Raw genomic sequence first — 20836 nt, forward strand, 5'->3', positions numbered from 1 at the left:
TTGCAACTTTGTGTGGATTTTGGAGCAATTTATGGTATAATAAAATAATGGTTACATTTGAAACAATCTGGCCGTGAGACGGCGACGCGGGAGGGAACAAATTTGGCGAACAACCGAAAGAAAAAAAGCAAAGCCAAACGAGTTGGATTTGTCATACTGACGCTGTTTCTCATTGGCCTGACAACAGCAGCCATGTGCATCGGCGCATTTGTGCTGTATCTCAATATTGTGATCCTGCCGGAGGCGGATCTGGACATCAGCAGCCTGTCCATGAAGTTCAACAGTGTCATCTATTATGAGGACGACAACGGACAGCAGCAGGTGCTGCAAAAGCTGGCGAGCCAGGAAAACCGCGAGTGGGTGGACATGGAACAAATTCCTGAAAATCTGGCCAATGCGTTTGTGGCAATCGAGGATCAGCGCTTTTATGAGCACAAGGGCGTGGACTGGAAGCGCACCTTCGGCGCGGCGCTCAACTGGGTGCTGCCCATCGGCTCCGGCTACGGCGGCTCGACCATTACGCAGCAGCTGGTCAAAAACATGACGGATGATGACGACTACTCGGTTAAGCGAAAGATTACCGAGATTATGCGTGCACTGACGCTGGAGAAGAAAATCAACGACAAGGATACCATCCTTGAGCTGTATATGAACATCATTTATTTCGGCAAGAATGCCTATGGCGTGCAGACGGCGGCGAAGACTTACTTTGACAAGCCGGTCAGCGAGCTGGATCTTGCAGAGTGTGCGCTGATCGCCGGACTGACCCAGAATCCGGCGCAGTACAATCCGTTCAAATATCCGGAAAACGCGAAGGAGCGCCAGCAGGCCGTGCTGTTCAAAATGTACGAGCAGGGCTATATCACCGAGAGCGAGTACAATGATGCCGTGGCGGAAGAGATGGTATACCGCGAAGCTTCCTCCAGCAGTCAGAGCAGCGGCCCGTATTCGTATTTTACCGACATGGTCATTACCGATGTTGTCAATGATTTGCAGGAGCAGCTCGGCTATTCCGAGTCGTATGCGCGCACGCTGGTCACCAGCGGCGGTCTGTCTATTTATGCGACGGTCGATATGGATGTACAGGAAACACTGGAAGATGTCTATGAAGACAGCAGCAATTTCCCGAGTATTTCGGAGGATGGCGTCCGGCCGGAATCCGCGATGATTGTGCTCGACCCGACGAATGGACAGATTCGCGGCGTGGTCGGCGGGCGCGGTGAAAAGACCGACAGCCTCGTGCTCAACCGCGCGGCGCAGAGCAAGCGGTCACCCGGCTCGTCCATCAAGCCGATCAGCACCTATGCACCGGCAATTGATCAGGGTCTTATTACGCCCTATTCGGTCGTCACCGACATGCCGGTGTTCAACAACAGCGGCACGGCGTGGCCGAGAAACGAAAACCGCCGCTATGACGGCCAGACGACCATTATGCAGGGCGTTGCGGATTCTACCAACACCGTTGCGGTTCAGGTGCTCAAGATGCTGACTCCGCAGTCTGCCTATAATTTCCTGACCGAAAAGCTCGGCTTTACGACGCTGGAGAATGCGGATATCGATTACGCGCCGATGGCGCTCGGCGGCCTGACCGACGGTGCGACCGTGCGCGAGATGGCGCAGGCGTATACTGCGTTGGCGAACTATGGCAATTATTCGGAAGCGATCAGCTATACCAAGGTGGTCGATGCGAACGGCGAGACCATCCTGTCCAACGAGGACAACACGCCGACACAGGTGTTTGAACATCCGGAATCTACGCCGTATTATATCAATGACCTGCTGACCAACGCCGTTGAAAACGGCACCGGCAAGCTGGCAAAGATCAATGGCATCGACGTCGCAGGCAAGACCGGTACGACGACGGACAACAAGGACCGCTGGTTTGCGGGCTATACACCGTATTATGTCGGCGTCACATGGTTTGGCTATGACGAACGCTATGGTCTGCCGAGCCTGTCACCCAACCCGGCGGTGGCGGTCTGGTCGGAGGTCATGGATCGACTGCATGAGGACAAGGAAGACAAGAGTTTTCAGGAGCCGGCAGAGGGCGATTTCGTGGAAGCGGAATACTGCCTGGACAGCGGCCTGGAGCCGGTGCGTGCCTGCCGCGGCGATGTGCGCGGAAGCCGTATTGAAACCGGCTGGTTCTACAAGGACGATGTGCCGGAGGACACCTGTAACCTGCATAAGTGGCGGTACAGCAGTGTTTCCATGCTCGACCTGACGCGTCTGTTCCCGCTGGATGTCGAGGTAACCGACGAATACTACTGTTATGAAGGAACCAACGATCCGATTGGCGAGGGTCAGCGTGTTTCCAGCCCGAATGGACACTATGTGAGAAAGATCGTGCGTCCTAAGACGACAACACCTACCACGACACCGGATGACACGGACGATACGACGGAGGAACCGACAACGGATAAGCCGACGACGGAGGAACCGACGACGGATGAGCCGACGACGGAGGAACCGACGACACCGACGGAACAGCCCTCAGAGCCACAGGTGCAGAATGCACTCGAGCAGCTGCACGCCTGGTGGAAGCAACTGATCGCGTCATGAGGTGCACACCCGTATCTATATGATTTCAGCAGGGATGCTGCCGGAATGGTTCCGGCAGCATTCTTGCCATTGTAAAGGAGTACTTACCTGTATGCAAAAATGGAAGGAGCGAATGCGCGGCGGCCCGCTGCGCACCGCTGTGTGTGCCGTATGGATGGCGGCGGCATTTATGGGACTCGAGGTCTTTATGCGCCATTACATCTGCCATGATCTGATCTATCCGCTGGCCTTTTCTGTGGTGTGGGCAGTGCTGCTGACGGCGGTCGTGCTGCTGTTCCCGCGGCGCGGCGGAAAGATCGTATTTGGCGTGCTGTATTTTGTCCTGATGGCATACGCCATCGCACAGGCAGGCTATTATCAGATTTTTGGAAAAATGATGTGGCTGACAGATATCCGGTATGCCAGCGAGGGCGCGGAGTTCGCAAACTCAGTATTTGACTTCCTGTCGAAGGGGTTTTATATTTCCATTGTGTTGATGATTGCCATCGGTGTCGTCGGTGTCAAACTGGTTCCACCGACCCGGCGCCGCTGGTATCACCGTGTGACCTGTGCCGCCATCATCGTCGCAGCCTGTGCGGGTCTGTATGTCCTGCCGGGACAGGTGTTCCGGGCAGATGAGGATCTATGGGGTGCGAAGGACGAATACCGCCGTGCACTGTCGCTCGAGGGAACCTACGATATCATGTATGACGCGCGCAAGGTTTACCGCATCTGCGGCCTGTATCAGTACACCATGCGCGATGTTTACAAGCATTTCATCGTGCCGCACACGCCTGCCTATGCCGCAGAGCTGGAGCAGAACCGCGAGACCATTGATGCCTATTTCGATGCGCGCGGGGATGTGCAAACCAACGAAATGACCGGTTTGTTTGAAGGAAAAAATGTGATCGTCGTGCTGATGGAGAGCATGGATGACTGGCTGATTGACGAGGATCTGACGCCCAATATCTGCCGCATGATGGGAGAGGGCATCAATTTTACCGACATGTATACGCCGGGCTATGGCGGCGTGCGCACGTTCAACACCGAGTTCTGTGTCAACACAGGCATTTACCTGCCGACCGATGGCAATCTGGCGTTTTCCTACTGCACGAATGATTTCTCGCAGAGCCTGCCGAGTCTGTTCCGGGCGCGGGGGTATTCCGCCGAATCGTTCCATTACAATCAGCCGATTTTCTACAACCGCGGCGTCATGCATCCGGCGATGGGGTTTGAAGAATATGTCAGCTATGCCGACTATGTGTCGGACAGCACAGACGCTGCGCTGTTCAGCGATACCTTCCCGTTGGATAACGAGGCGGTATGTGAAAAGTTTTTCGGCGGAGACAGCGAGAGCGGGCAGTTTTGCAGCTTCCTGATTACGCGTTCGGCGCATATGCCGTATACCTATGACGATGAACTGAGCCAGTACGCGCTGGAGCAGTATCCGGAATTCAAGGGCAAGACCGGACATGAGGAGGTAGACTGCCTACAGGCAAAGGCGAAGCTGGTGGACGACATGTTCGGTGCGCTCCGCGACAAGCTGGAGGAAACCGGGCATCTGGACGATACAGTTATTGTCGCGTTTACCGACCACTATGTATATGGCATGACGGATAAGGAGAAGCTGTATGAGGAATCCGGCGTGGACGATACGCTGCTGGTGGAAAAAACGCCGTGCTTTATCTGGGCGGACGGCATGCAGCCGGTGACAGTGGACAAGACGCTGAACACGGCGGATATCCTGCCGACCGTGTGTAACCTGTTCGGCATGCAGGGCGAGTATGATTACCTCGGACGCGATGCGTTTGACGACAGCTATGACGGCTATGCGATATTCCCGGACGGCGACTGGATCAGTGGCGGCGTGTTGTACCGCGATGGCGCAGTGGTAAAGGAATTTTATGACGGCGCGGCGGAGCAGGTCGATCTCGACGCGATGAATCAGACCGCACAAGACTTTATTGACATCAGCAATCTGCTGCTGAAATGTGATTATTATGCGAAAAATAATTCCAAATAAAAGAAATTGATTGCATTGAGGTGCTTTCTATAGTATAATATCCTTGCATGTGGGAAAACGATGCTCCGCGTGGCTGCGCTAGCCGGGACGGCAGCGGTGTCCTGTACCTGCAATCCGCTATAGCAGGGGTGAATCCCGGCCCGCGGGCGGCGCGTGTATTGTTTGACCCGGATCGGAAGGCGATGAAGATTCGGTCCTGCGCAACATCGGACTGTGAACCATGTCAGGCGGGGAACCGAGCAGCATTAAGCAGAACCCGGTGTGTGCCGCGGGAACACCGAGTCTGAGCCGGACGGTACGGGTACCAGGTATTACGTTTCGTTCAACGGCCGGTGCGCGGTCGCGCGGAGCACCGTTCTCTCCATGCGAAACAGCAAACAAACGGGCAATTTCGATTGCCCGTTTTTCCGATTTTCGGGAGAGGAGAGACGCATGTACCAGGCATTGTACCGCAAATGGCGCCCGACCCGGTTCGCCGACGTTGTGGGACAGCAGCATATCACCGATACGCTGCGCGCACAGCTGGAGAGCGGGCGCCTGTCGCATGCCTATCTGTTTACCGGGACGCGCGGCACCGGCAAGACCACCTGCGCCAAAATTTTGGCGCGCGCGGTCAACTGCACCAACCTGCAAAACGGCGATCCGTGCGGCGAATGCCCATCCTGCCGCGGTATTCTCGACGGCAGCGTGCTCGATGTTGTGGAAATTGACGCGGCATCCAATAACGGCGTCGACAACATCCGCGACATCCGTGACGAGACGCGCTATACGCCGGCATCGGTCAAAATGCGCGTGTACATCATCGACGAGGTGCACATGCTGTCACAGGGCGCGTTTAACGCGCTGCTCAAGACGCTCGAAGAGCCGCCGGCGCATGTGCTGTTCATTCTGGCGACGACGGAGATCAATAAAGTCCCTGCGACGATTTTATCGCGCTGCCAGCGGTTTGATTTCCGCCGCATTTCGCCGCACGATATCGCGCACCGACTGACTGAAATCGCGGAGCAGGAGCACATCGCGCTGACCGAAGGCGGCGCGCGCATGATTGCGCGGCTGGCGGATGGTGCGCTGCGCGACGCACTGTCCATTCTCGACCGCGCCGCTGCGGGCAGCAGTGAGCCGATTGATGAGGAACATGTGGCGTCCGGCGTCGGAATTCTGGCGGGTGACACAGCAGTTGATCTGATGCAGCACATCCTGACGGGTGATCTGACGGCGGCCATCGGCCAGCTGGCGGAGAGCTATACTGCCGGGCGTGAGCTGGGTGCGGTGCTCGACCAGTTGCTCGGGCTGATCCGCGACATGCTGCTTGTCAAGACCAGCAAAAGCGATGTTTCCACGCTTCTGTCCCCGGCGTATTCGCTCAAAACGGTACAGCGCCTGTGTGAAGGCGTACCTGCGTCGCGTCTGCTCGCGTATACCGGTATTTTGCAGGAGGCGCTCACGCGCATGCCGCATGCGGCCAACCGCCGCATAGAAGCGGAGCTGTGTGTCGTGCGGCTGTGCCAGCTGACGGCGGAGGATTACGATACGCTGAGCGGGCGTGTGGATGCGCTGGAGGAAAAGCTCGCGCACGGTGTGCCTGTTATGGCTGCTGCGCCTGCGGCACAGCAGCCATCGGACGACGGGTTTCCGTCGGATCTGGACGCACCGCCCCCGGGCGATGAAGACATGCCGCTTTGGGACGACATGGATGCACCCGCGCAGGTGCCTGCAAAACCAAAGCAGCCGGAAAAGCTGGAATGCAGCCCGCAATGGAATGACATCACGCTGGCGGCAAAAAAGCTGCTGCCGATGAGCAAATTCGCACAGCTGACCTTTGCCAAAGGTGTGCTGCATGGCAAAGACCTGCTGGTTGTGTGCGAGGATTCGTTTACGTATGAGCTGTGCAACGAGACCAGCGTCAAGCAGGCGCTGGCGCAGGCCGCACAGACGGTTATGGGCAGGGACTATCGCGTAAAGGTACTGGAAGAAAGCAATGTCAGTGCGCTGTCCACAAAGGCAAACCCGGTTGACGATATCATCCGGCGCGCCGGAGAGTTGGATATTGCATGTGAAATAGACGATTGACAGGAGGATATATCAATGGCAAAGGGTTTTAAGAGCCGCGGCATGGCCGGCAGAGGCGGCGCTATGGGCGGCATGGGCGGAATGAACATGAACGCCATGATTAAGAAGGCACAGAAGATGCAGGAGGAAATGGTCAAGGCACAGGAAGAGCTGGGGCAGAAGGAATATACCGCGACCTCCGGCGGCGGCGCTGTCACCGCGGTGGTCAAGGGCTCCAATGAGATTGTCAGCCTGAAGCTCAACCCGGAGGTTGTTGACCCGGATGACATCGAAATGCTGGAGGATCTGATTGTCACGGCAGTCAATCAGGCGCTCAAGACCGCAGATGAGGAGAGCGCGGCAATCATGCGTCAGGCGACCGGCGGCGGTATGCCGGGCATGTTTTAAGCATCCATGAAATTTTTTGCACCATCGGTGGAAACGCTGATCGATGAGTTTGCCAAGCTGCCCGGCATCGGGCGCAAGACGGCACAGCGGCTGGCGTTTCATGTGCTCAACCTGCCGAAGGAACAGGCGGATGCGCTGGCACAGGCAATTACCAATGCCAAGCAGACCGTACACCTGTGCCCGAAATGCCAGAATTTGACGGATGAGGCGCTGTGCCCGATCTGTTCCGATCCGGCGCGCGACACGCATACCATCTGCGTGGTTGCCGACCCGAAGGATGTACTGGCGTTCGAGAAGACGCGCGAATATCATGGGCTGTACCACGTGCTGCACGGCACAATTTCGCCGCTCAACCACATCGGCCCGGATGATTTGCGCATTCGTGAGTTGCTGCACCGCGTCGCGGAGGAGGACATCCAGGAGGTTATCCTGGCAACCAATCCGGACACGGAGGGTGAAGCGACAGCGATGTATCTGGCGCGGCTGTTAAAGCCGTTCCACATCCGCATCAGCCGTCTGGCATATGGCATTCCGGTCGGCGGTCAGCTGGAATATATCGACGAGGTCACGCTGATGCGTGCGCTCGACGGCAGACAGAGCATTGAATAAACGACAGCGGACGGATTCCTTTGGAGTCCGTCCGTTTTTTATCCGGTTTTGTACCAGTGATATGTCGATATTGTGATAGACTTCCCGTATTCCGCCGTGATATAATCGCAACAGAAGGGGAGGAAAGAAACATGAAGGGAAAAAGACTGAAAGATATGTCGAAACGGCAGCGTTACCTGATTTACGACTTTTTCATTGCATATTTTTCAATGGGACTGTATTTGATTCTGATCGGTTCGGCACTGCCGTCCATCAAGGCGGACTATGGCATCAGTTACCGCATTGGCGGACTGATGATGTCCGCGCAGCAGATTGGCTATCTGGTTACCGGTGTGTGTGTCAGCATGATTGCACAGCGGCTTTCCGTCAAGGCAGTTTATCTTGGCTTCGGCATTCTGGCGTTTGTCGGACTCGCACTGATGATGGTGACAGGCAATCCGTTTGTACTGTTGTTTGCCATGCTGCTCACCGGCATCTGCAAGGGCAGCACGTGCAATTTTGGAAACCAGCTTGTCAGCACGATGTCAGGCAGCAATGCGAGCCTGCTCAATCTGGCGCAGGCATTTTTTGCTGTCGGTGCCTGTGCGGCGCCGCTGGTCGCCATGGTGTGCGGCACATCATGGCGTCTGGCATTTGCCATCACAATTGCAGTCGGTATTGTGATGTTTCTGCATGGCATGCGCGTTGAGATCAGACCGGAGGATTCTGTAAGCAACGAGGACAGCGGAACAGTAGACTTCGGCTTTTTCCGCACAAAAATATTCTGGCTGTGCGCAGCGCTTATCATGAGCTATCTTGCCATTGAGGGCTCGGTCATGGGCTGGCTGGTCACTTATTTTGTCGATTCCGGCGTCGCGAAGGAATCGACGGCACAGCTGCTGGCAACTGCGCTCTGGGGAGCCCTGTTGGTCGGGCGGTTTGCAAGCGCCTGGCTGTCCACGCGGTTCCGCCCGCACCATATGATTGCGGTGATGTCGCTCGGTGTCGCAGTGTGCTTTACCGGGCTGATGATGAGCCATACGCTGGTTCCGATGACGGTCAGTGCGATCGGCCTCGGCCTGTTCATGGCAGGCATGTACGGCACGGCACTGGGCGGAAGCGAAAACCTGATGGAGAAATACCCGATGTGCATGGGTATGTTCATTGCCATTCCGGGCATCGGCGCGGCATTGACACAGAGCGCCATCGGCACGATTGCCGACCACATCGGAATTCGCGGCGGCATGTGCTTCCTGTATGTGCTGGTTGCCGTTCTGCTTGTCGCGGCAGCACTGTTTTTTGTGTATCATCAGAAAAAGACGGTAAAATAAGGCAAATAAGAAGAGCAGGTAACCGGGAAAACGGAAACCTGCTCCTCTTTCATATCAATGCATGGAGGTGGTAATGAGATCCAAAAGATTGTAGGAAGAAAAACTTACTCAATGGCAATCCGGTGACTCTGCGGCAGAACCTGCTGTGCCTTCGGGAGGGTCAGCTGAAGGATGCCGTTCTGATAGGATGCGGAAATTGCATTCTCATCAATGCCGGAGATGTCGAAGGAACGGCGGAACGAACCGTAACGGCGTTCGCGGCGGATGTAGTTGCCATTGTCGTCCTTCTGGTCATTGCTTTCGTTGTGCTCGGCAGAAATGGTCAGGATGCCATCCTTGATGTCGAGGCTGATGTCTTCCTTGTTGAAGCCCGGCAATTCGGCGTCGAGCAGATACTTGTCACCCGCGTCGCGGATATCGGTGCGAAATGCAGGCAGGTCAACATTGCTGTTGCCGAAGAAGCTGCGCTCGAAGTTGTCAAATGCGTTAAACAGATTGTGGTCACGGTATTCAAACGGAATCATTCCAAACATAAGTCATTGTCCTTTCGTAATAAAGTAATCAAAGTGATGTGAAGTAAAATGGGGGGATGGCACGGTGTGCTAGCAATTAGATAAGCTAAGTGCTAACAACAGGTAAAGATGAACTGTGTCACGGGACACGCCTTCCTTCTTCTGCGCCCGGTGGTTTGTACTTTCGGTGCGCTCTTTTTTTGTATGACTATAGTATAGAAGTGGATTGTGAATAAAATTCGCAAAAAATGTGACAAAATTGTTAAAATTAGCACTCTCGATAAGAGAGTGCTAATTCAGGTCTGATCGCGCTCGCCGTGCAGCGATTCGAGGTATTTTTTGCGGTATCGGATCGGCGTGGTGCCGACAATGCGGGTGAACAGTGAATTGAAATAGTTCGTGTTGTCATAGCCGACCATGGTCGCGATGCGCGTTGCGGAGTAGTCGCTGGAGATCAGCAGCGTCTGCGCAAGCCCGATGCGGCGGCGGATGGCATATTGGATGGGAGAGTAGCCGGTTGCGTCCTTGAACGTGTGCGCGAGATAGGGGACAGAACACGACAGAGCTTGTGCAATATTCTCCAGCTTGAGCGGTTCGGTGTAATGCGCATCGATGTATTCCTTGATGCGGGTGGTCAGTTGGGAAGCGGTGTCGGAGATATGTTCTTCTTGCGGCGTGGTCGGCATCTGCGCCGCCAGCATGAGCAGGGATGCTCCCAAAAGCTGTACCGTAACCTGGTCAAACGGATTGCTGTTATAGCGGTCGAGAATCTGCTCCGCGAGATCGCGCAGGAAGCGGAACATGCTCTGTGACGGACGCACATGCGGGCTGTCCTGCGGGATGAAGTGATTTTTCGGCATCCCGCGGAAGTGTACATCAGAAAAGCCAAAGCAGTATGTGCCGATTTCCGTGTCATAATTGGACACGACTTCGTGTAGCTCACCCGCATTGTAATAGATGAGATCGCCCTCCTGGATCATATAGGAAAAGGAATCGATATTATAGGTGCCGAAGCCGCGATAACACAGCAGCAGCTCGCAAAGCGAGTCGTGCCCGTGCATGGGGCGGTCGTGTTTTTCGCGCCCGTAGTCCTGCCGGTTTGCATAAACCAGTGTGGGAAGACGGTTGCCTTCAAAGATGTTTGCGAGGGCAGCGTTCGCTTCGTTCATGGGCTTTTGCTCCTTTCACACGCAAATGACAACAAGATAGTGTAGTGTTCAAAAATTGAAGCTGAAATTTGTGCAGAATAACGGCAAAACAAGCGGTCATCCAGACAACTTACTAGAGGTCAGCCGCTAAAATAGGAGTATAATAAAAGCATAACACAGGAAAACAACACAGTCAATCAATGAAGACAGGATACAAACACAGCGGGAGAAACGTAAAATCGTGTAAAAACCCGGGAATATATGGGGTGACAACAAGATACCGTGTTTTCTGCCGCAACAAAGACTTAGAGGATGATAAGGAGTGTGTAAGCTATGAGTATGAATATTTGTGGAGCACCGAGCTGCTGGGGTGTTGATGATCCAAAGAATCCGTATCTGCCGCCTTGGCAGAGAGTCCTTTCCGAGGCGAGCCAGGCAGGCTACCGTGCCATTGAGCTTGGCCCGTGGGGATATATCCCGAACGACGTCGATACCGTTGCGGCAGAACTGGAGAAGAACGGTCTTGCCATTGTCGTTGGCACGATTTTCCATGATCTTGTCGATCCTGCCAACCAGCCGAGCGTCCTTCAGGCAGTCGATGATATCTGCAAGCTGATTACCGATCCGAAGATGCCGAAGCTGCCGGTACATGAGGGACAGAAGTGGCCGACCCCGTACCTGACTGTCATGGACTGGGGCCATGATGAGCGCGACTTCGCGGCAGGTCATTTCGACCGTGCACCGCGCATGAACGACGAAGAATGGGCAGCATTCGTCGGGAATGTCCGCGCTGTCTGCGACCGCGCAAACAGCTGGGGCGTCCGCCCGGTTATCCATCCGCATGCCGGTACGTATATTGAATTCGCTGACGACATCGAGCGGATTACCCGCGATATCCCGTATGAGGTTGCAGGCCTCTGCCTCGACACCGGTCATCTGTATTACTCCGGCATGGATCCCGTCGAGTACCTGAAAAAGTATCAGGACAAGCTGGATTATGTCCATTTCAAGGATGTCAATGAGAAGGTTTACCGTGAAGTTCTCGGTGAGCACATCCGTTTCTTTGATGGCTGCGGCAAGGGCGCAATGTGCCCGATCGGCACCGGCGCGCTCGATTATCCGGCAATCAAGAGGACACTGGAGGAAATCGGTTACAGCGGTTACATTACCATCGAACAGGAGCGTGACCCGCGCAACTCCGATACGTCCCTGCGTGATGTCAAGCGCAGCGTGGATTATCTCAAGTCGGTCGGCTACGCAATCTGAATAACGTACACAATCTGAGCAAACACAATGTGAAGCATGTAATCTGACATAAGCGAGTCCGTTTGGGATTCTGAGTTTGAGGAGGAAATGACTATGATTAACGGTTCCAAGGTACTGGATCATCCGATTCGCTGGGCAATGGTCGGCGGCGGCAAGGGCAGCCAGATCGGCTACATTCATCGTTCCGCAGCGCTGCGCGACAACAATTTCCAGCTGGTTGCAGGTGCATTTGACATCAATCCGGAACGCGGCATGGCGTTTGCCGCAGAGCTGGGTGTCGCACCGGACCGCTGCTATCCGGACTATAAGACCATGTTTGAGGAAGAGGCAAAGCGTGAGGACGGCATTGAGGCTGTTTCCATCGCTACCCCGAACGGCATGCATTACACCGTCTGCAAGGCTGCCCTGGAAGCAGGTTTGCACGTTGTCTGCGAGAAGCCGCTGTGCTTCACCTCTGAGGAGGCAGAAGAGCTGGTTGCCCTCGCAAAGGAAAAGAACCGCGTTGTCGGTGTCACCTATGGCTACTCCGGCCACCAGATGATTCAGCAGGCACGCCAGATGATTCAGCACGGCGACCTCGGCGATATTCGTGTCATCAACATGAGCTTTGCATTCGGCGGCTACAACTACAAAATTGAGGAGACCAACCCGGCAGCCAAGTGGCGTTTTGATCCGACCAAGGCAGGTCCGTCCTTTGCACTGGGCGATGTCGGCACCCATCCGCTGTTCATCATCGAGGCGATGATCCCGGATATGAAGATCGACAACCTGATGTGCACCAAGGATTCGTTCGTCGAAGGCCGTGAGCTGGAGGACAATGCATTCGTCATCATGAGACTGAAGGGCAGCAAGTCTGTCCAGGAGGGCGCAAAGGTATACTGCTGGGCAAGCTCCATCAACTGCGGCGCACGCCATGGCCATAAGATCCGTGTCGTCGGCTCCAAGGCATCCATTGAGTGGGATGATGAGCGTCCGAATCAGATGACCTATGAAATCGAAGGCGAGCCGGTACGCACGCTGGAGCGCGGTGCAGGCTATCTGTATCCGGAAGCACGTGTCGAGGATCGCATCGGCGGCGGTCATGCGGAAGGCTTGTTCGAGGCATGGGCAAATCTGTACCGCAGATTTGCTGTCGCAATGGACGCGGCGAATAACGGCGAAGAATACGGCGACTTCTGGTATCCGAACGTCGAGTCGGGTGCACAGGGCGTGAAGTGGATTGAAAAGTGCGTTGAATCGGCAAACAATGGCGCATGCTGGGTAGATTACGAGTAATCCAGCTTTCTCCCGGGTGAATCACTCCCTTGGCGGCAAGAACCTCGCAGAGGGTCAGAAGGGCGCCATCTGGGCGGACTTCTTCTCCATGCCGCTGCTGACCGCTGTCCTGTTCGGTCTGCTGAGCAAGAAGGCACCGGCCATCGCGCCGAAGATCATTGTTCCGGTACATATGGTACTGTATGGACTGACCAAGGTCATCCCGTTTTTCAGCCAGTTCCATTATCTGTATGTCGTTTTTGCATTGTTTGTCCTCGAATGCATCATTTATTTCGTCTGCATCAAGGCTGCACCGCGCAAGACCGACTGGGAGATGCCGGACGCAAAGGTTCTGGATATGACACCCTGGAAGACGGGCAAATATTGGGCCATTGCAGTTGTTGTCCTGATGTACATTATCTTCTCGCCGCTGGTACTGGCATAATCCCCCTGAAAGCGAGCCACTCTCTCTTTATACTCCAAGACGAAGCAAGACCCGCCAGAACTCCAACCGGCGGGTCTTATTGTATGCTGCTGTTGGTTCAGATGCCTTCGATCTGGTTGCGGATGGCCTCCATCTGGCTGTCAAGCGTGGCACTCATTTCGGCACAGGCTTTGAGCTTTTGGGAGATCTGGTCGTAATGCTCCACATTGCGGATATCTTTTTTATACCGCAGCTTGTGCTCCAGGCTCGCCCAGAAATCCATGGCAATGGTGCGCAGCTGCACCTCCACCTTCATCATGCGCTTTTCATTTTGCAGGAAAATAGGGATTTCAATGATGAGATGCAGGCTGCGGTAGCCGTTTGGTTTGGGATTCTGGATGTAATCCTTGCGCTCGATCAGCGTGACATCATCCTGCCGCAGCAGGCTGTCTGCGAGACGGTAGATGTCCTCGGGGAACGAGCAGATGACACGAACCCCTGCAATATCAAACAGGTTGTTTTCGATGGCTTCCAGTGTAAATGGAAGGCCGCGCCGCTGGATTTTTGCGGCAATGCTTTCCGGACGTTTGAGGCGGGTTTTGATGGTTTCAATCGGGTTGTTTTCACTGTTCAGGGACAGCTGGACATCGAGCACGCGGAATTTTGTCTCCACCTCCATGATCGCACAGCGGTAATAGGTCATCAGACGCTGAAAGGATTCCGCCATGGATGCGAAACCCACGAGGTCGGTTTTCTGCGGGATCAGCTTTGTAAACTGTTCTACGTTGTTTTCTATCATATCTCTCAATTCTTTCTCTGTAATTGGGAAAAACTGCAAAAACTGAGGATTTTACGGTGTTTCCCCGTTGTTTTTATTATACCGTGACACGAAAGGACTGTCAACGAACCTGCTGTGACGAAAGTGTGACCGGAATGTAAAAGAAATGCGCCGCCGGTTTACCGGCGGCGCAGTGCATTTTTTTCAGTGAGGGATTACGGCAGAAATCCAAGATGCTCGAGCAGGATCTTACATCCCATCAGGATGAGCACAATACCGCCGCACAGCTCGGCGCGTGATTTATAGCGGACGCCGAAGGCATTGCCAATTTTGAGGCCGATTGCGGACAGGACAAAGGTTGTGCAGCCGATGAACAGCACGGCGGGCAGGATGTTGACCTGGAGGAAGGCGAACGTGACGCCGACGGCCAGTGCATCGATGCTCGTTGCAATTGCAAGCGGCAGCATGGTTGGGAAGGTGAACGAGTCGTTCAGCTCTTCCGCATCGCCGCGCGATTCACGGATCATGTTTACACCGATCAGCAACAGCAGGATAAAGGCAATCCAGTGATCGATGCTGACGATATAGCGCTGGAACTGCACGCCGAGCACAAAGCCGATGAGCGGCATCAGCGCCTGAAAGCCGCCAAAGTATGCGCCGACAATACAAGCATGCCTGGGTTTGATCTGCCGCACGGACAGCCCCTTACAGACAGAAACGGCAAAAGCGTCCATGGAAAGGCCGACCGCCAGAATAAACAGTTCAAATAAATTCATGTCATTTGCTCCTTGTTTTCCGAAAATTGTGGAATTTTGCCGGAGATCGGGACATACAAAAAGACGAACCCTATCTGCGGCAAGTACTACAGATAAGTCTCGTCATTTCAAACAAAGCCAGGAACCGGTGTTCCAGTATGTTGACTCAGTTACGCCGTGCGCTGACTACTCCCTTATATCTTGTTTACCATATCATGAAGCACTCCGGCTGTCAAGAAAAAATTGGTCGGCTGCTGTCGTGCGGGACGGGAAACAGGCTGAAAATCGGATATGGAGAGAGATTGGCGGCACTGTCCAACCCCAAAAAGGGGCGCAGAGCAGAAAATGAATATGCGAACGGAAAAAAGCATTGGAAAAAGTTAATTCTGTCAGCTCGTAGGCACATTTTTAACATAAAATGGCACCCTGAGCGCAAAAAAATAGCGCATTTTTTGTAAAAGTATAGACGGATTTATTGATATTTTATTAAAAAAATGCTATACTTATGATAGTATATAAGGTAATAGGACACCTAGGGAAAACAGGGAACGGCTTGCGGCGGAAACCGCGGCCTGCACGCAATGGGAAGGATCAGCTCGAATTCTTCTCTGAATGCTTTACAGCTTGCATCGGACGGGGGTGGAGGTCTGTCCGGGGTGTATAGTCTGGCTGTAGGCATGTTCGTGAATGGTGGAGATGCAAAATGAACTACAGGAAAAACAAAATAGAGCGGCTTTCCAGGGTCGCTCATATGTATTATGAGGAGGATCGGACACAAGGCGAAATCGCCGATCTGCTGCATGTGTCCCGTCCGCTCGTCAGCCGCATGCTCCGGGAGGCCAGAGATCTGGGCATTGTGGAGATACGTGTGCATCAGCCTGTATGTGATGTGGATGCGCTGCTGGGACGTCTGTGCCAGCGCTATGGCCTTCAGGGAGGCGTATTGATCCCGGAAGCGGAAAACAACAGCATGAGTGATTTCAACTTGGCACAGAAGCTGCTGGAGTATATTGAAGCGGAGCAGCCGAAGGCACTGGGCATTGGCTGGGGCACCATCATCGGCGCGCTGACTTCGTTGCTGGAGCGCGTTCCGCCCCGGCAGAGCTCGGTTCAGACGGTGTGTCCACTGGTCGGAAACAGCAGCGTCTCATCGCGCCGGTTTCACACAGATGAAAACGTCCGCATCATTGCAGAGGGACTGTGTGCACAGCCGAAATTCCTGTACACTCCGGCCTTCCCGGCTGACATGAATGAGCGGAATCTGCTGTCTGAAACCAGCCATTACCGCGCAATCTCTGAACAGTGGGATCAGTTGGATATGGCAGTTGTCGGCATCCATGAGACAACTGCAGCGGTCGATGTGGATTGTCCGCTGGTGCAGGACAACCGCACGGTTGGTCATATGGTAGCGTATTCGTATGACATCAATGGCCGGTTTATCCGTCCGGAATCGGATTATCTGGTACATATCCCGCTGGAGAAGCTGGCGAAGTGCCGGCAGGTCATCGGCCTGTGTGCGGCAGACGTCAGCCCGCGAGCACTCGCAGGCGCACTGCGAACCGGATTGCTGACCCATGTTTTTGCACGGGAAACGCTGGTCGATGCCGTCATGACGGATAAGTGGAATTATGCATAACAGCTTACAAAAATTTTGAATAACGGGAAAAGAAGCGGGCAATCCGCTTCTTTTTTTGTATCCAAAGGGATCAAATGGTTAAATTGTGGTTTTAATACGTTGCTGTTTTGGTTAATTTAGTGACGGAAAACCGTCAAAAATCGTAAAAAAGTCGGCTCAACCTGTTCCAAAAGTACATGATGACAGATGCGCGCAGGTTGACAAAATTTTTGCGGCATGGTAAGATATTGCCAAAGCGAAACGTGACTTTTTGTTGCATCTGCAAATACGGTTTCTCCGTTTTGTGCTGATGACTTTGGCAGGGCATATGCGGGTTATCAGCTTTTTTTGCGACGAAAGCTCCATTTTCAGCATGAAGCCTTTCCTTCCAGTGTGTGGAAGGGGAGAATCTGTTTCAGGAAAGGAAAAAAACTATGCTTTATTCCGTAGAAGTGGAAAACATGTGTCCGGTAGCTAAGGGCGCATACCATGGCCCGGCTCCGATCCCGCAGGAGGGAAAATGGACTCAGGCAATGGAAATCAAGGATATCAGCGGCCTGACCCATGGCGTCGGCTGGTGTGCACCGGAACAGGGCGCATGTAAGCTGACCCTGAATGTCAAGAACGGCATCATCGAGGAGGCACTCGTTGAGACCATCGGCTGCTCTGGTATGACCCATTCCGCAGCAATGGCTTCGGAGATCCTGCCGGGTAAGACGCTGCTGGAAGCACTGAACACTGACCTCGTATGTGACGCAATCAACGTTGCAATGCGTGAGCTGTTCCTCCAGATCGTTTACGGCCGCACCCAGACCGCATTCTCCGAGAACGGCCTGCCGATCGGCGCTGGCCTGGAAGATCTCGGCAAGGGCCTGAGAAGCCAGGTTGGTACCATGTACGGCACCAAGGCAAAGGGCACCCGTTATCTGGAAATGGCAGAGGGCTATGTCACCCGCCTTGCACTGGATAAGGACAATCTCGTAATCGGCTATGAGTTCGTCCATCTTGGAAAGATGATGGAAGCAATCCGCAAGGGTACTGAGCCGGCAGAAGCAATGAAGAAGAACACCAGCACCTATGGCCGCTTCGCTGAGGGTGTCAAGTTCATCGATCCGCGTGCAGAGTAAGGGAGGACAGTAGATCATGGCTTTATTTGAAAGTTACGAAAGAAGAATTGATAAAATCAATGGCGTCCTCGCTGAGTACGGCATCTCCAGCGTAGAAGAGTGTGCCGAAATCTGCAAGGAAAAGGGCATTGATCCGGCAGCTACCGTTCGCTCTGTACAGCCGATCGCATTTGAGAACGCTTGCTGGGCATACACCGTAGGCGCTGCAATCGCAATCAAGAAGGGCGTTAAGACTGCTGCGGAAGCTGCGGAAGCGCTGGGCATCGGCCTTCAGGCATTCTGCATCCCGGGTTCCGTTGCAGACGACCGCAAGGTTGGTCTTGGCCACGGCAATCTGGCTGCTATGCTGCTGCGTGAGGAGACCAAGTGCTTTGCATTCCTCGCAGGCCATGAGTCCTTCGCTGCTGCAGAAGGCGCAATCGGTCTGGCACGTTCCGCAAACAAGGCTCGCAAGGAGCCGCTGCGTGTTATCCTGAACGGCCTGGGCAAGGATGCGGCTCAGATCATCTCCCGCATCAACGGCTTTACTTACGTACAGACCAAGTTCGATTACTACACCGGCGAGCTGGCAATTGTTCGCGAGATCGCATACTCTGACGGCGAGCGCTCCAAGGTTCGCTGCTTCGGCGCTGACGATGTCCGTGAAGGCGTTGCTATCATGCATCATGAGGGTGTTGACGTTTCCATCACTGGTAACTCCACCAACCCGACCCGCTTCCAGCATCCGGTTGCAGGCACATACAAGAAGGAATGCATTGAGCAGGGCAAGAAGTACTTCTCTGTTGCTTCCGGCGGCGGCACGGGCCGTACCCTGCATCCGGACAACATGGCAGCTGGCCCGGCTTCTTACGGCATGACCGATACCATGGGCCGCATGCACTCCGATGCACAGTTCGCAGGTTCGTCCTCCGTTCCGGCACACGTCGAAATGATGGGCTTCCTGGGCATGGGCAACAACCCGATGGTTGGCGCTTCCGTTGCTGTTGCAGTTGACGTAGCTGCTGCTATGAATGGCTAATTTTCACTAAATTGGCTTAAATAGAACACTTTTTAGGCACCTGAGATTTTCTTGGGTGCCTATTCTTTTGTCCGTGTCCACGTCGCGTCCACGCGATTAAAAAATGTGGACGTGTGGACGTGGACGGGAGAATAGTGGAATTGTCAAGAAAAGTGCAGTCTAAAAACTCACAAATTTTAAGCAGCAGATGAATGATACATATTGTGGTAATGTGTCTTATAAACAGCGGGTGGAAGCCCTAAGGGATTCGACGTATATACTCGCTTCCGATTATAGTAGATAAACACATATCGAAAGATAATAGATTTAACCTCCGCCATTGGCATTCGGTAAGTAGGAATTCTATAGAGCAGTTCCTTCTTCAAAGTTGCGAAGAAGCTCTCCATTCGGGCGTTATCGTAGCAGTGTGCCACACCGCTTAAGCTCTGCAGCATACCATATTCAGAAAGTTTTTTCTTGAACGCCTCGCTGGTATACTGGCTTCCGCGATCGCTATGAAGTGTCGCGCCTCGAACCGGATACCGGCAGGCAACTGCCTTGAGTGTATTGATACAAAGTTCTTTTCGCATATTGTCATCCATCTGAAGAGAAAGAATCTCACCGTTAAAGCAATCCATAATCGGGGAAATATAGAGTTTTCCGTCCAGGCAGCCGATCTGCGTGATATCTGTCAGCAGTTTTTGATACGGGGTATCAGCCCGAAAATCCTGCTTGATCAGATTTTCCTCCTCTTGAATTTCGGTGGCAGCGCGTGTTAAACCATGCGGACGTCTGGGTCTGCCGTGAATCAGACCTTTTTCGTGCATAATTCGCCTGATTCTACGTTTTCCTGTGTGGAATCCGTTCTGCTCCAAGGCAAGCTGCATTCGTTCCACGCCGTAATTGTCATTATAATCGGATTCATTCATAATCCTGTCTATTGCCGCCGAAAGAAGCGCGTCCTTAGACGGCTTACTGAGATTCTTCAGATATCGATAATATCCAGATTCGCTTACATGAAGAATTCTGCATAATAGTTCCACACTCCACTCCTTATCTGAATCTGTCTGCATAGAGTGGATAAAGCGGTATCGCTCATGTGCTTTTACTTCTTTCGGCGCGCTGCGAAAAAACCAAGAGCCTCCTGAAGTATATCGTTAGCTCGTTGGAGCTCTTTGACTTCCTTCTCCAGCTCAAGCATTCTTCGTTCCTGCTCGCTTGCCGGCAGTTGTTTATGACCACTTCCTACAAATGCCTGATCTCCGTATTTCTTTCGCTTACCTCGCCAGGTTGTGACTGTATTGTAGGGGATTCCAAGCTGGTCAGCCGCCTTCTTTGCTCCGATTTCATCTGAGAGCTTCAATGCTTCTTCTTTAAAATCTTTATCGTAGCTTCTTGCCATGATTTCTCACCGTTCCTTTGTTCTTATTCTATCATAGTTTGGTGAGTTTTCCGACTCTACTTAAATGATACCACTCCAATTTTTTATAATGGATTTCTTGACTATCTGATACCAAGGTCAGGGGTATATTCATCCAATCCCATTAACAATCATCCCCTTCCAAAATGTCTCTTCTGGTTGTTGGTTCCTGCTTTTGTACTTTTTTCATGCAGTCTACCTCCTTTTCCTACCACCCCAAGGGCAGCCCAAGCTGCCCGGAGGATTCCCGATTCTGTTTTCGTTTGGGGTGGTGGAGTTAATCTAAATATCTCCATGCGCTGTTGCCGCTCATGTTTTCAAGGTAGAATTCTCTCGCAGTTTTGAATTCTTCTCCGATGAAGCCCAGTCTCAGCATCCAGCACCGGAATGCGTATGCTTCGTTCTCCGTCTGCTGTGGCTTCGGGCTTGCAAATCGAATCTGCTTAGCGAGCTGGCTCATGGCGAGGCAAAGCTGAATCATTGCTTTCAGCTGACCGGCGTGTAGTCCGTTCTGCTTTCCGTTTGCCGGTTCGTCGAACTGGAAAAGTCGGAATTCAATCGTTCCCTTCGTAAAGGTTGCATGCAGGTTCAGCATATGTC

At 53.4% G+C, this 20836-nt stretch carries 18 protein-coding genes, 1 other RNA gene and 1 pseudogene; 13 read left to right on the plus strand and 7 right to left on the minus strand.

Annotated features, from left to right (window positions below):
• The first annotated feature begins 102 nt into the window (after nt 1-102).
• The 7 genes from ACLM7Z_RS07170 to ACLM7Z_RS07200 all read left to right on the plus strand — a co-directional run bounded on the left by ACLM7Z_RS07170 (nt 103) and on the right by ACLM7Z_RS07200 (nt 8940).
• Nucleotides 103-2562, plus strand: a complete 2460-nt coding sequence (locus tag ACLM7Z_RS07170; RefSeq protein ID WP_435645748.1) for a transglycosylase domain-containing protein — start codon at nt 103-105, stop codon at nt 2560-2562.
• Nucleotides 2563-2653: 91 nt separating this feature from the next.
• Nucleotides 2654-4564, plus strand: a complete 1911-nt coding sequence (locus ACLM7Z_RS07175) for an LTA synthase family protein (RefSeq protein ID WP_165761173.1) — start codon at nt 2654-2656, stop codon at nt 4562-4564.
• Nucleotides 4565-4637: 73 nt separating this feature from the next.
• An RNA gene (ffs, locus tag ACLM7Z_RS07180) (signal recognition particle sRNA large type) lies at nt 4638-4904 on the plus strand.
• Between the two features lie 92 nt (nt 4905-4996).
• Nucleotides 4997-6634: a DNA polymerase III subunit gamma/tau gene (dnaX, locus tag ACLM7Z_RS07185; RefSeq protein WP_273350102.1), complete on the plus strand. Its 1638-nt coding sequence runs from the start codon at nt 4997-4999 to the stop codon at nt 6632-6634.
• Between the two features lie 15 nt (nt 6635-6649).
• Complete coding sequence (locus ACLM7Z_RS07190; RefSeq protein WP_087021863.1) at nt 6650-7021, plus strand: YbaB/EbfC family nucleoid-associated protein; 372 nt, start codon at nt 6650-6652, stop codon at nt 7019-7021.
• Nucleotides 7022-7027: 6 nt separating this feature from the next.
• Nucleotides 7028-7630 carry a recombination mediator RecR gene (gene recR / locus ACLM7Z_RS07195; protein ID WP_087021865.1) on the plus strand — a complete coding sequence of 201 codons (603 nt, stop codon included), beginning with the start codon at nt 7028-7030 and terminating at the stop codon, nt 7628-7630.
• Between the two features lie 131 nt (nt 7631-7761).
• Entirely contained in the window at nt 7762-8940 is a 1179-nt protein-coding gene (locus ACLM7Z_RS07200) for an MFS transporter (protein WP_435645749.1), read from the plus strand.
• A gap of 104 nt (nt 8941-9044) precedes the next feature.
• Here the strand turns inward: ACLM7Z_RS07200 and ACLM7Z_RS07205 are convergent, their stop codons facing one another.
• Nucleotides 9045-9473 (minus strand): Hsp20/alpha crystallin family protein, encoded by a 429-nt coding sequence (locus ACLM7Z_RS07205; protein ID WP_087021871.1) that lies wholly within the window; start codon nt 9471-9473, stop codon nt 9045-9047.
• A gap of 275 nt (nt 9474-9748) precedes the next feature.
• The gene (locus ACLM7Z_RS07210; protein ID WP_435645750.1) at nt 9749-10621 is read right to left on the minus strand and encodes an AraC family transcriptional regulator; all 873 of its coding nucleotides are present in this window, start codon (nt 10619-10621) and stop codon (nt 9749-9751) included.
• Nucleotides 10622-10933: 312 nt separating this feature from the next.
• On the opposite strand from ACLM7Z_RS07210, the gene ACLM7Z_RS07215 reads away from it, so the two are divergent.
• The 3 genes from ACLM7Z_RS07215 to ACLM7Z_RS07225 all read left to right on the plus strand — a co-directional run bounded on the left by ACLM7Z_RS07215 (nt 10934) and on the right by ACLM7Z_RS07225 (nt 13565).
• Nucleotides 10934-11866: a sugar phosphate isomerase/epimerase family protein gene (locus ACLM7Z_RS07215; protein WP_087021876.1), complete on the plus strand. Its 933-nt coding sequence runs from the start codon at nt 10934-10936 to the stop codon at nt 11864-11866.
• Between the two features lie 93 nt (nt 11867-11959).
• Complete coding sequence (locus ACLM7Z_RS07220; RefSeq protein WP_087021879.1) at nt 11960-13141, plus strand: Gfo/Idh/MocA family protein; 1182 nt, start codon at nt 11960-11962, stop codon at nt 13139-13141.
• Nucleotides 13142-13157: 16 nt separating this feature from the next.
• Nucleotides 13158-13565, plus strand: coding sequence for a hypothetical protein (locus ACLM7Z_RS07225; protein WP_435645751.1), 408 nt, complete (start codon nt 13158-13160; stop codon nt 13563-13565).
• Nucleotides 13566-13662: 97 nt separating this feature from the next.
• On the opposite strand, the gene ACLM7Z_RS07230 is transcribed toward ACLM7Z_RS07225, so the two are convergent.
• Nucleotides 13663-14343 carry a GTP pyrophosphokinase gene (locus ACLM7Z_RS07230; RefSeq protein ID WP_087021884.1) on the minus strand — a complete coding sequence of 227 codons (681 nt, stop codon included), beginning with the start codon at nt 14341-14343 and terminating at the stop codon, nt 13663-13665.
• A gap of 194 nt (nt 14344-14537) precedes the next feature.
• Entirely contained in the window at nt 14538-15098 is a 561-nt protein-coding gene (locus ACLM7Z_RS07235) for a manganese efflux pump MntP (protein ID WP_087021887.1), read from the minus strand.
• Nucleotides 15099-15780: 682 nt separating this feature from the next.
• On the opposite strand from ACLM7Z_RS07235, the gene ACLM7Z_RS07240 reads away from it, so the two are divergent.
• The 3 genes from ACLM7Z_RS07240 (at nt 15781) to ACLM7Z_RS07250 (ending at nt 18837) form a co-directional block, all read left to right on the plus strand.
• On the plus strand, nt 15781-16713 hold the full coding sequence (locus ACLM7Z_RS07240) for a sugar-binding transcriptional regulator (protein WP_087021893.1): 933 nt from the start codon (nt 15781-15783) through the stop codon (nt 16711-16713).
• 413 nt (nt 16714-17126) lie between these two features.
• Nucleotides 17127-17819 (plus strand): iron-sulfur cluster assembly scaffold protein, encoded by a 693-nt coding sequence (locus tag ACLM7Z_RS07245; protein WP_087021896.1) that lies wholly within the window; start codon nt 17127-17129, stop codon nt 17817-17819.
• A gap of 16 nt (nt 17820-17835) precedes the next feature.
• On the plus strand, nt 17836-18837 hold the full coding sequence (locus tag ACLM7Z_RS07250) for a GGGtGRT protein (protein WP_273350364.1): 1002 nt from the start codon (nt 17836-17838) through the stop codon (nt 18835-18837).
• A 176-nt stretch (nt 18838-19013) separates the two neighbouring features.
• Here ACLM7Z_RS07250 and ACLM7Z_RS07255 read toward each other — a convergent pair whose 3' ends face one another.
• From ACLM7Z_RS07255 to ACLM7Z_RS07265, 3 genes and pseudogenes are all read right to left on the minus strand, one after another.
• Nucleotides 19014-19889: an IS3 family transposase gene (locus ACLM7Z_RS07255; protein WP_435644790.1), complete on the minus strand. Its 876-nt coding sequence runs from the start codon at nt 19887-19889 to the stop codon at nt 19014-19016.
• Nucleotides 19890-19921: 32 nt separating this feature from the next.
• Nucleotides 19922-20218: a transposase gene (locus ACLM7Z_RS07260; protein WP_087017840.1), complete on the minus strand. Its 297-nt coding sequence runs from the start codon at nt 20216-20218 to the stop codon at nt 19922-19924.
• Between the two features lie 295 nt (nt 20219-20513).
• Nucleotides 20514-20834 (minus strand): annotated as a pseudogene (locus ACLM7Z_RS07265) (amidoligase family protein); the annotation flags it as partial.
• Nucleotides 20835-20836 lie beyond the last annotated feature (2 nt).

This window comes from Butyricicoccus porcorum (assembly GCF_051246315.1).
In the GTDB taxonomy this organism is placed as follows: Bacteria; Bacillota; Clostridia; order Oscillospirales; family Butyricicoccaceae; genus Butyricicoccus_A; species Butyricicoccus_A porcorum.

What these genes read in the sequence shown, in the direction of transcription:
- ACLM7Z_RS07210 (WP_435645750.1), bottom strand. Translation starts at nt 10,621, where the DNA reads ATGAACGAAGCGAACGCTGCCCTCGCAAACATCTTTGAAGGCAACCGT.
- ACLM7Z_RS07205 (WP_087021871.1), bottom strand. Translation starts at nt 9,473, where the DNA reads ATGTTTGGAATGATTCCGTTTGAATACCGTGACCACAATCTGTTTAAC.
- dnaX (WP_273350102.1), top strand. Translation starts at nt 4,997, where the DNA reads ATGTACCAGGCATTGTACCGCAAATGGCGCCCGACCCGGTTCGCCGAC.
- ACLM7Z_RS07215 (WP_087021876.1), top strand. Translation starts at nt 10,934, where the DNA reads ATGAGTATGAATATTTGTGGAGCACCGAGCTGCTGGGGTGTTGATGAT.
- ACLM7Z_RS07190 (WP_087021863.1), top strand. Translation starts at nt 6,650, where the DNA reads ATGGCAAAGGGTTTTAAGAGCCGCGGCATGGCCGGCAGAGGCGGCGCT.
- ACLM7Z_RS07245 (WP_087021896.1), top strand. Translation starts at nt 17,127, where the DNA reads ATGCTTTATTCCGTAGAAGTGGAAAACATGTGTCCGGTAGCTAAGGGC.
- ACLM7Z_RS07235 (WP_087021887.1), bottom strand. Translation starts at nt 15,098, where the DNA reads ATGAATTTATTTGAACTGTTTATTCTGGCGGTCGGCCTTTCCATGGAC.
- ACLM7Z_RS07230 (WP_087021884.1), bottom strand. Translation starts at nt 14,343, where the DNA reads ATGATAGAAAACAACGTAGAACAGTTTACAAAGCTGATCCCGCAGAAA.
- recR (WP_087021865.1), top strand. Translation starts at nt 7,028, where the DNA reads ATGAAATTTTTTGCACCATCGGTGGAAACGCTGATCGATGAGTTTGCC.
- ACLM7Z_RS07200 (WP_435645749.1), top strand. Translation starts at nt 7,762, where the DNA reads ATGAAGGGAAAAAGACTGAAAGATATGTCGAAACGGCAGCGTTACCTG.
- ACLM7Z_RS07255 (WP_435644790.1), bottom strand. Translation starts at nt 19,889, where the DNA reads ATGCAGACAGATTCAGATAAGGAGTGGAGTGTGGAACTATTATGCAGA.
- ACLM7Z_RS07250 (WP_273350364.1), top strand. Translation starts at nt 17,836, where the DNA reads ATGGCTTTATTTGAAAGTTACGAAAGAAGAATTGATAAAATCAATGGC.
- ACLM7Z_RS07240 (WP_087021893.1), top strand. Translation starts at nt 15,781, where the DNA reads ATGAACTACAGGAAAAACAAAATAGAGCGGCTTTCCAGGGTCGCTCAT.
- ACLM7Z_RS07175 (WP_165761173.1), top strand. Translation starts at nt 2,654, where the DNA reads ATGCAAAAATGGAAGGAGCGAATGCGCGGCGGCCCGCTGCGCACCGCT.
- ACLM7Z_RS07260 (WP_087017840.1), bottom strand. Translation starts at nt 20,218, where the DNA reads ATGGCAAGAAGCTACGATAAAGATTTTAAAGAAGAAGCATTGAAGCTC.
- ACLM7Z_RS07220 (WP_087021879.1), top strand. Translation starts at nt 11,960, where the DNA reads ATGATTAACGGTTCCAAGGTACTGGATCATCCGATTCGCTGGGCAATG.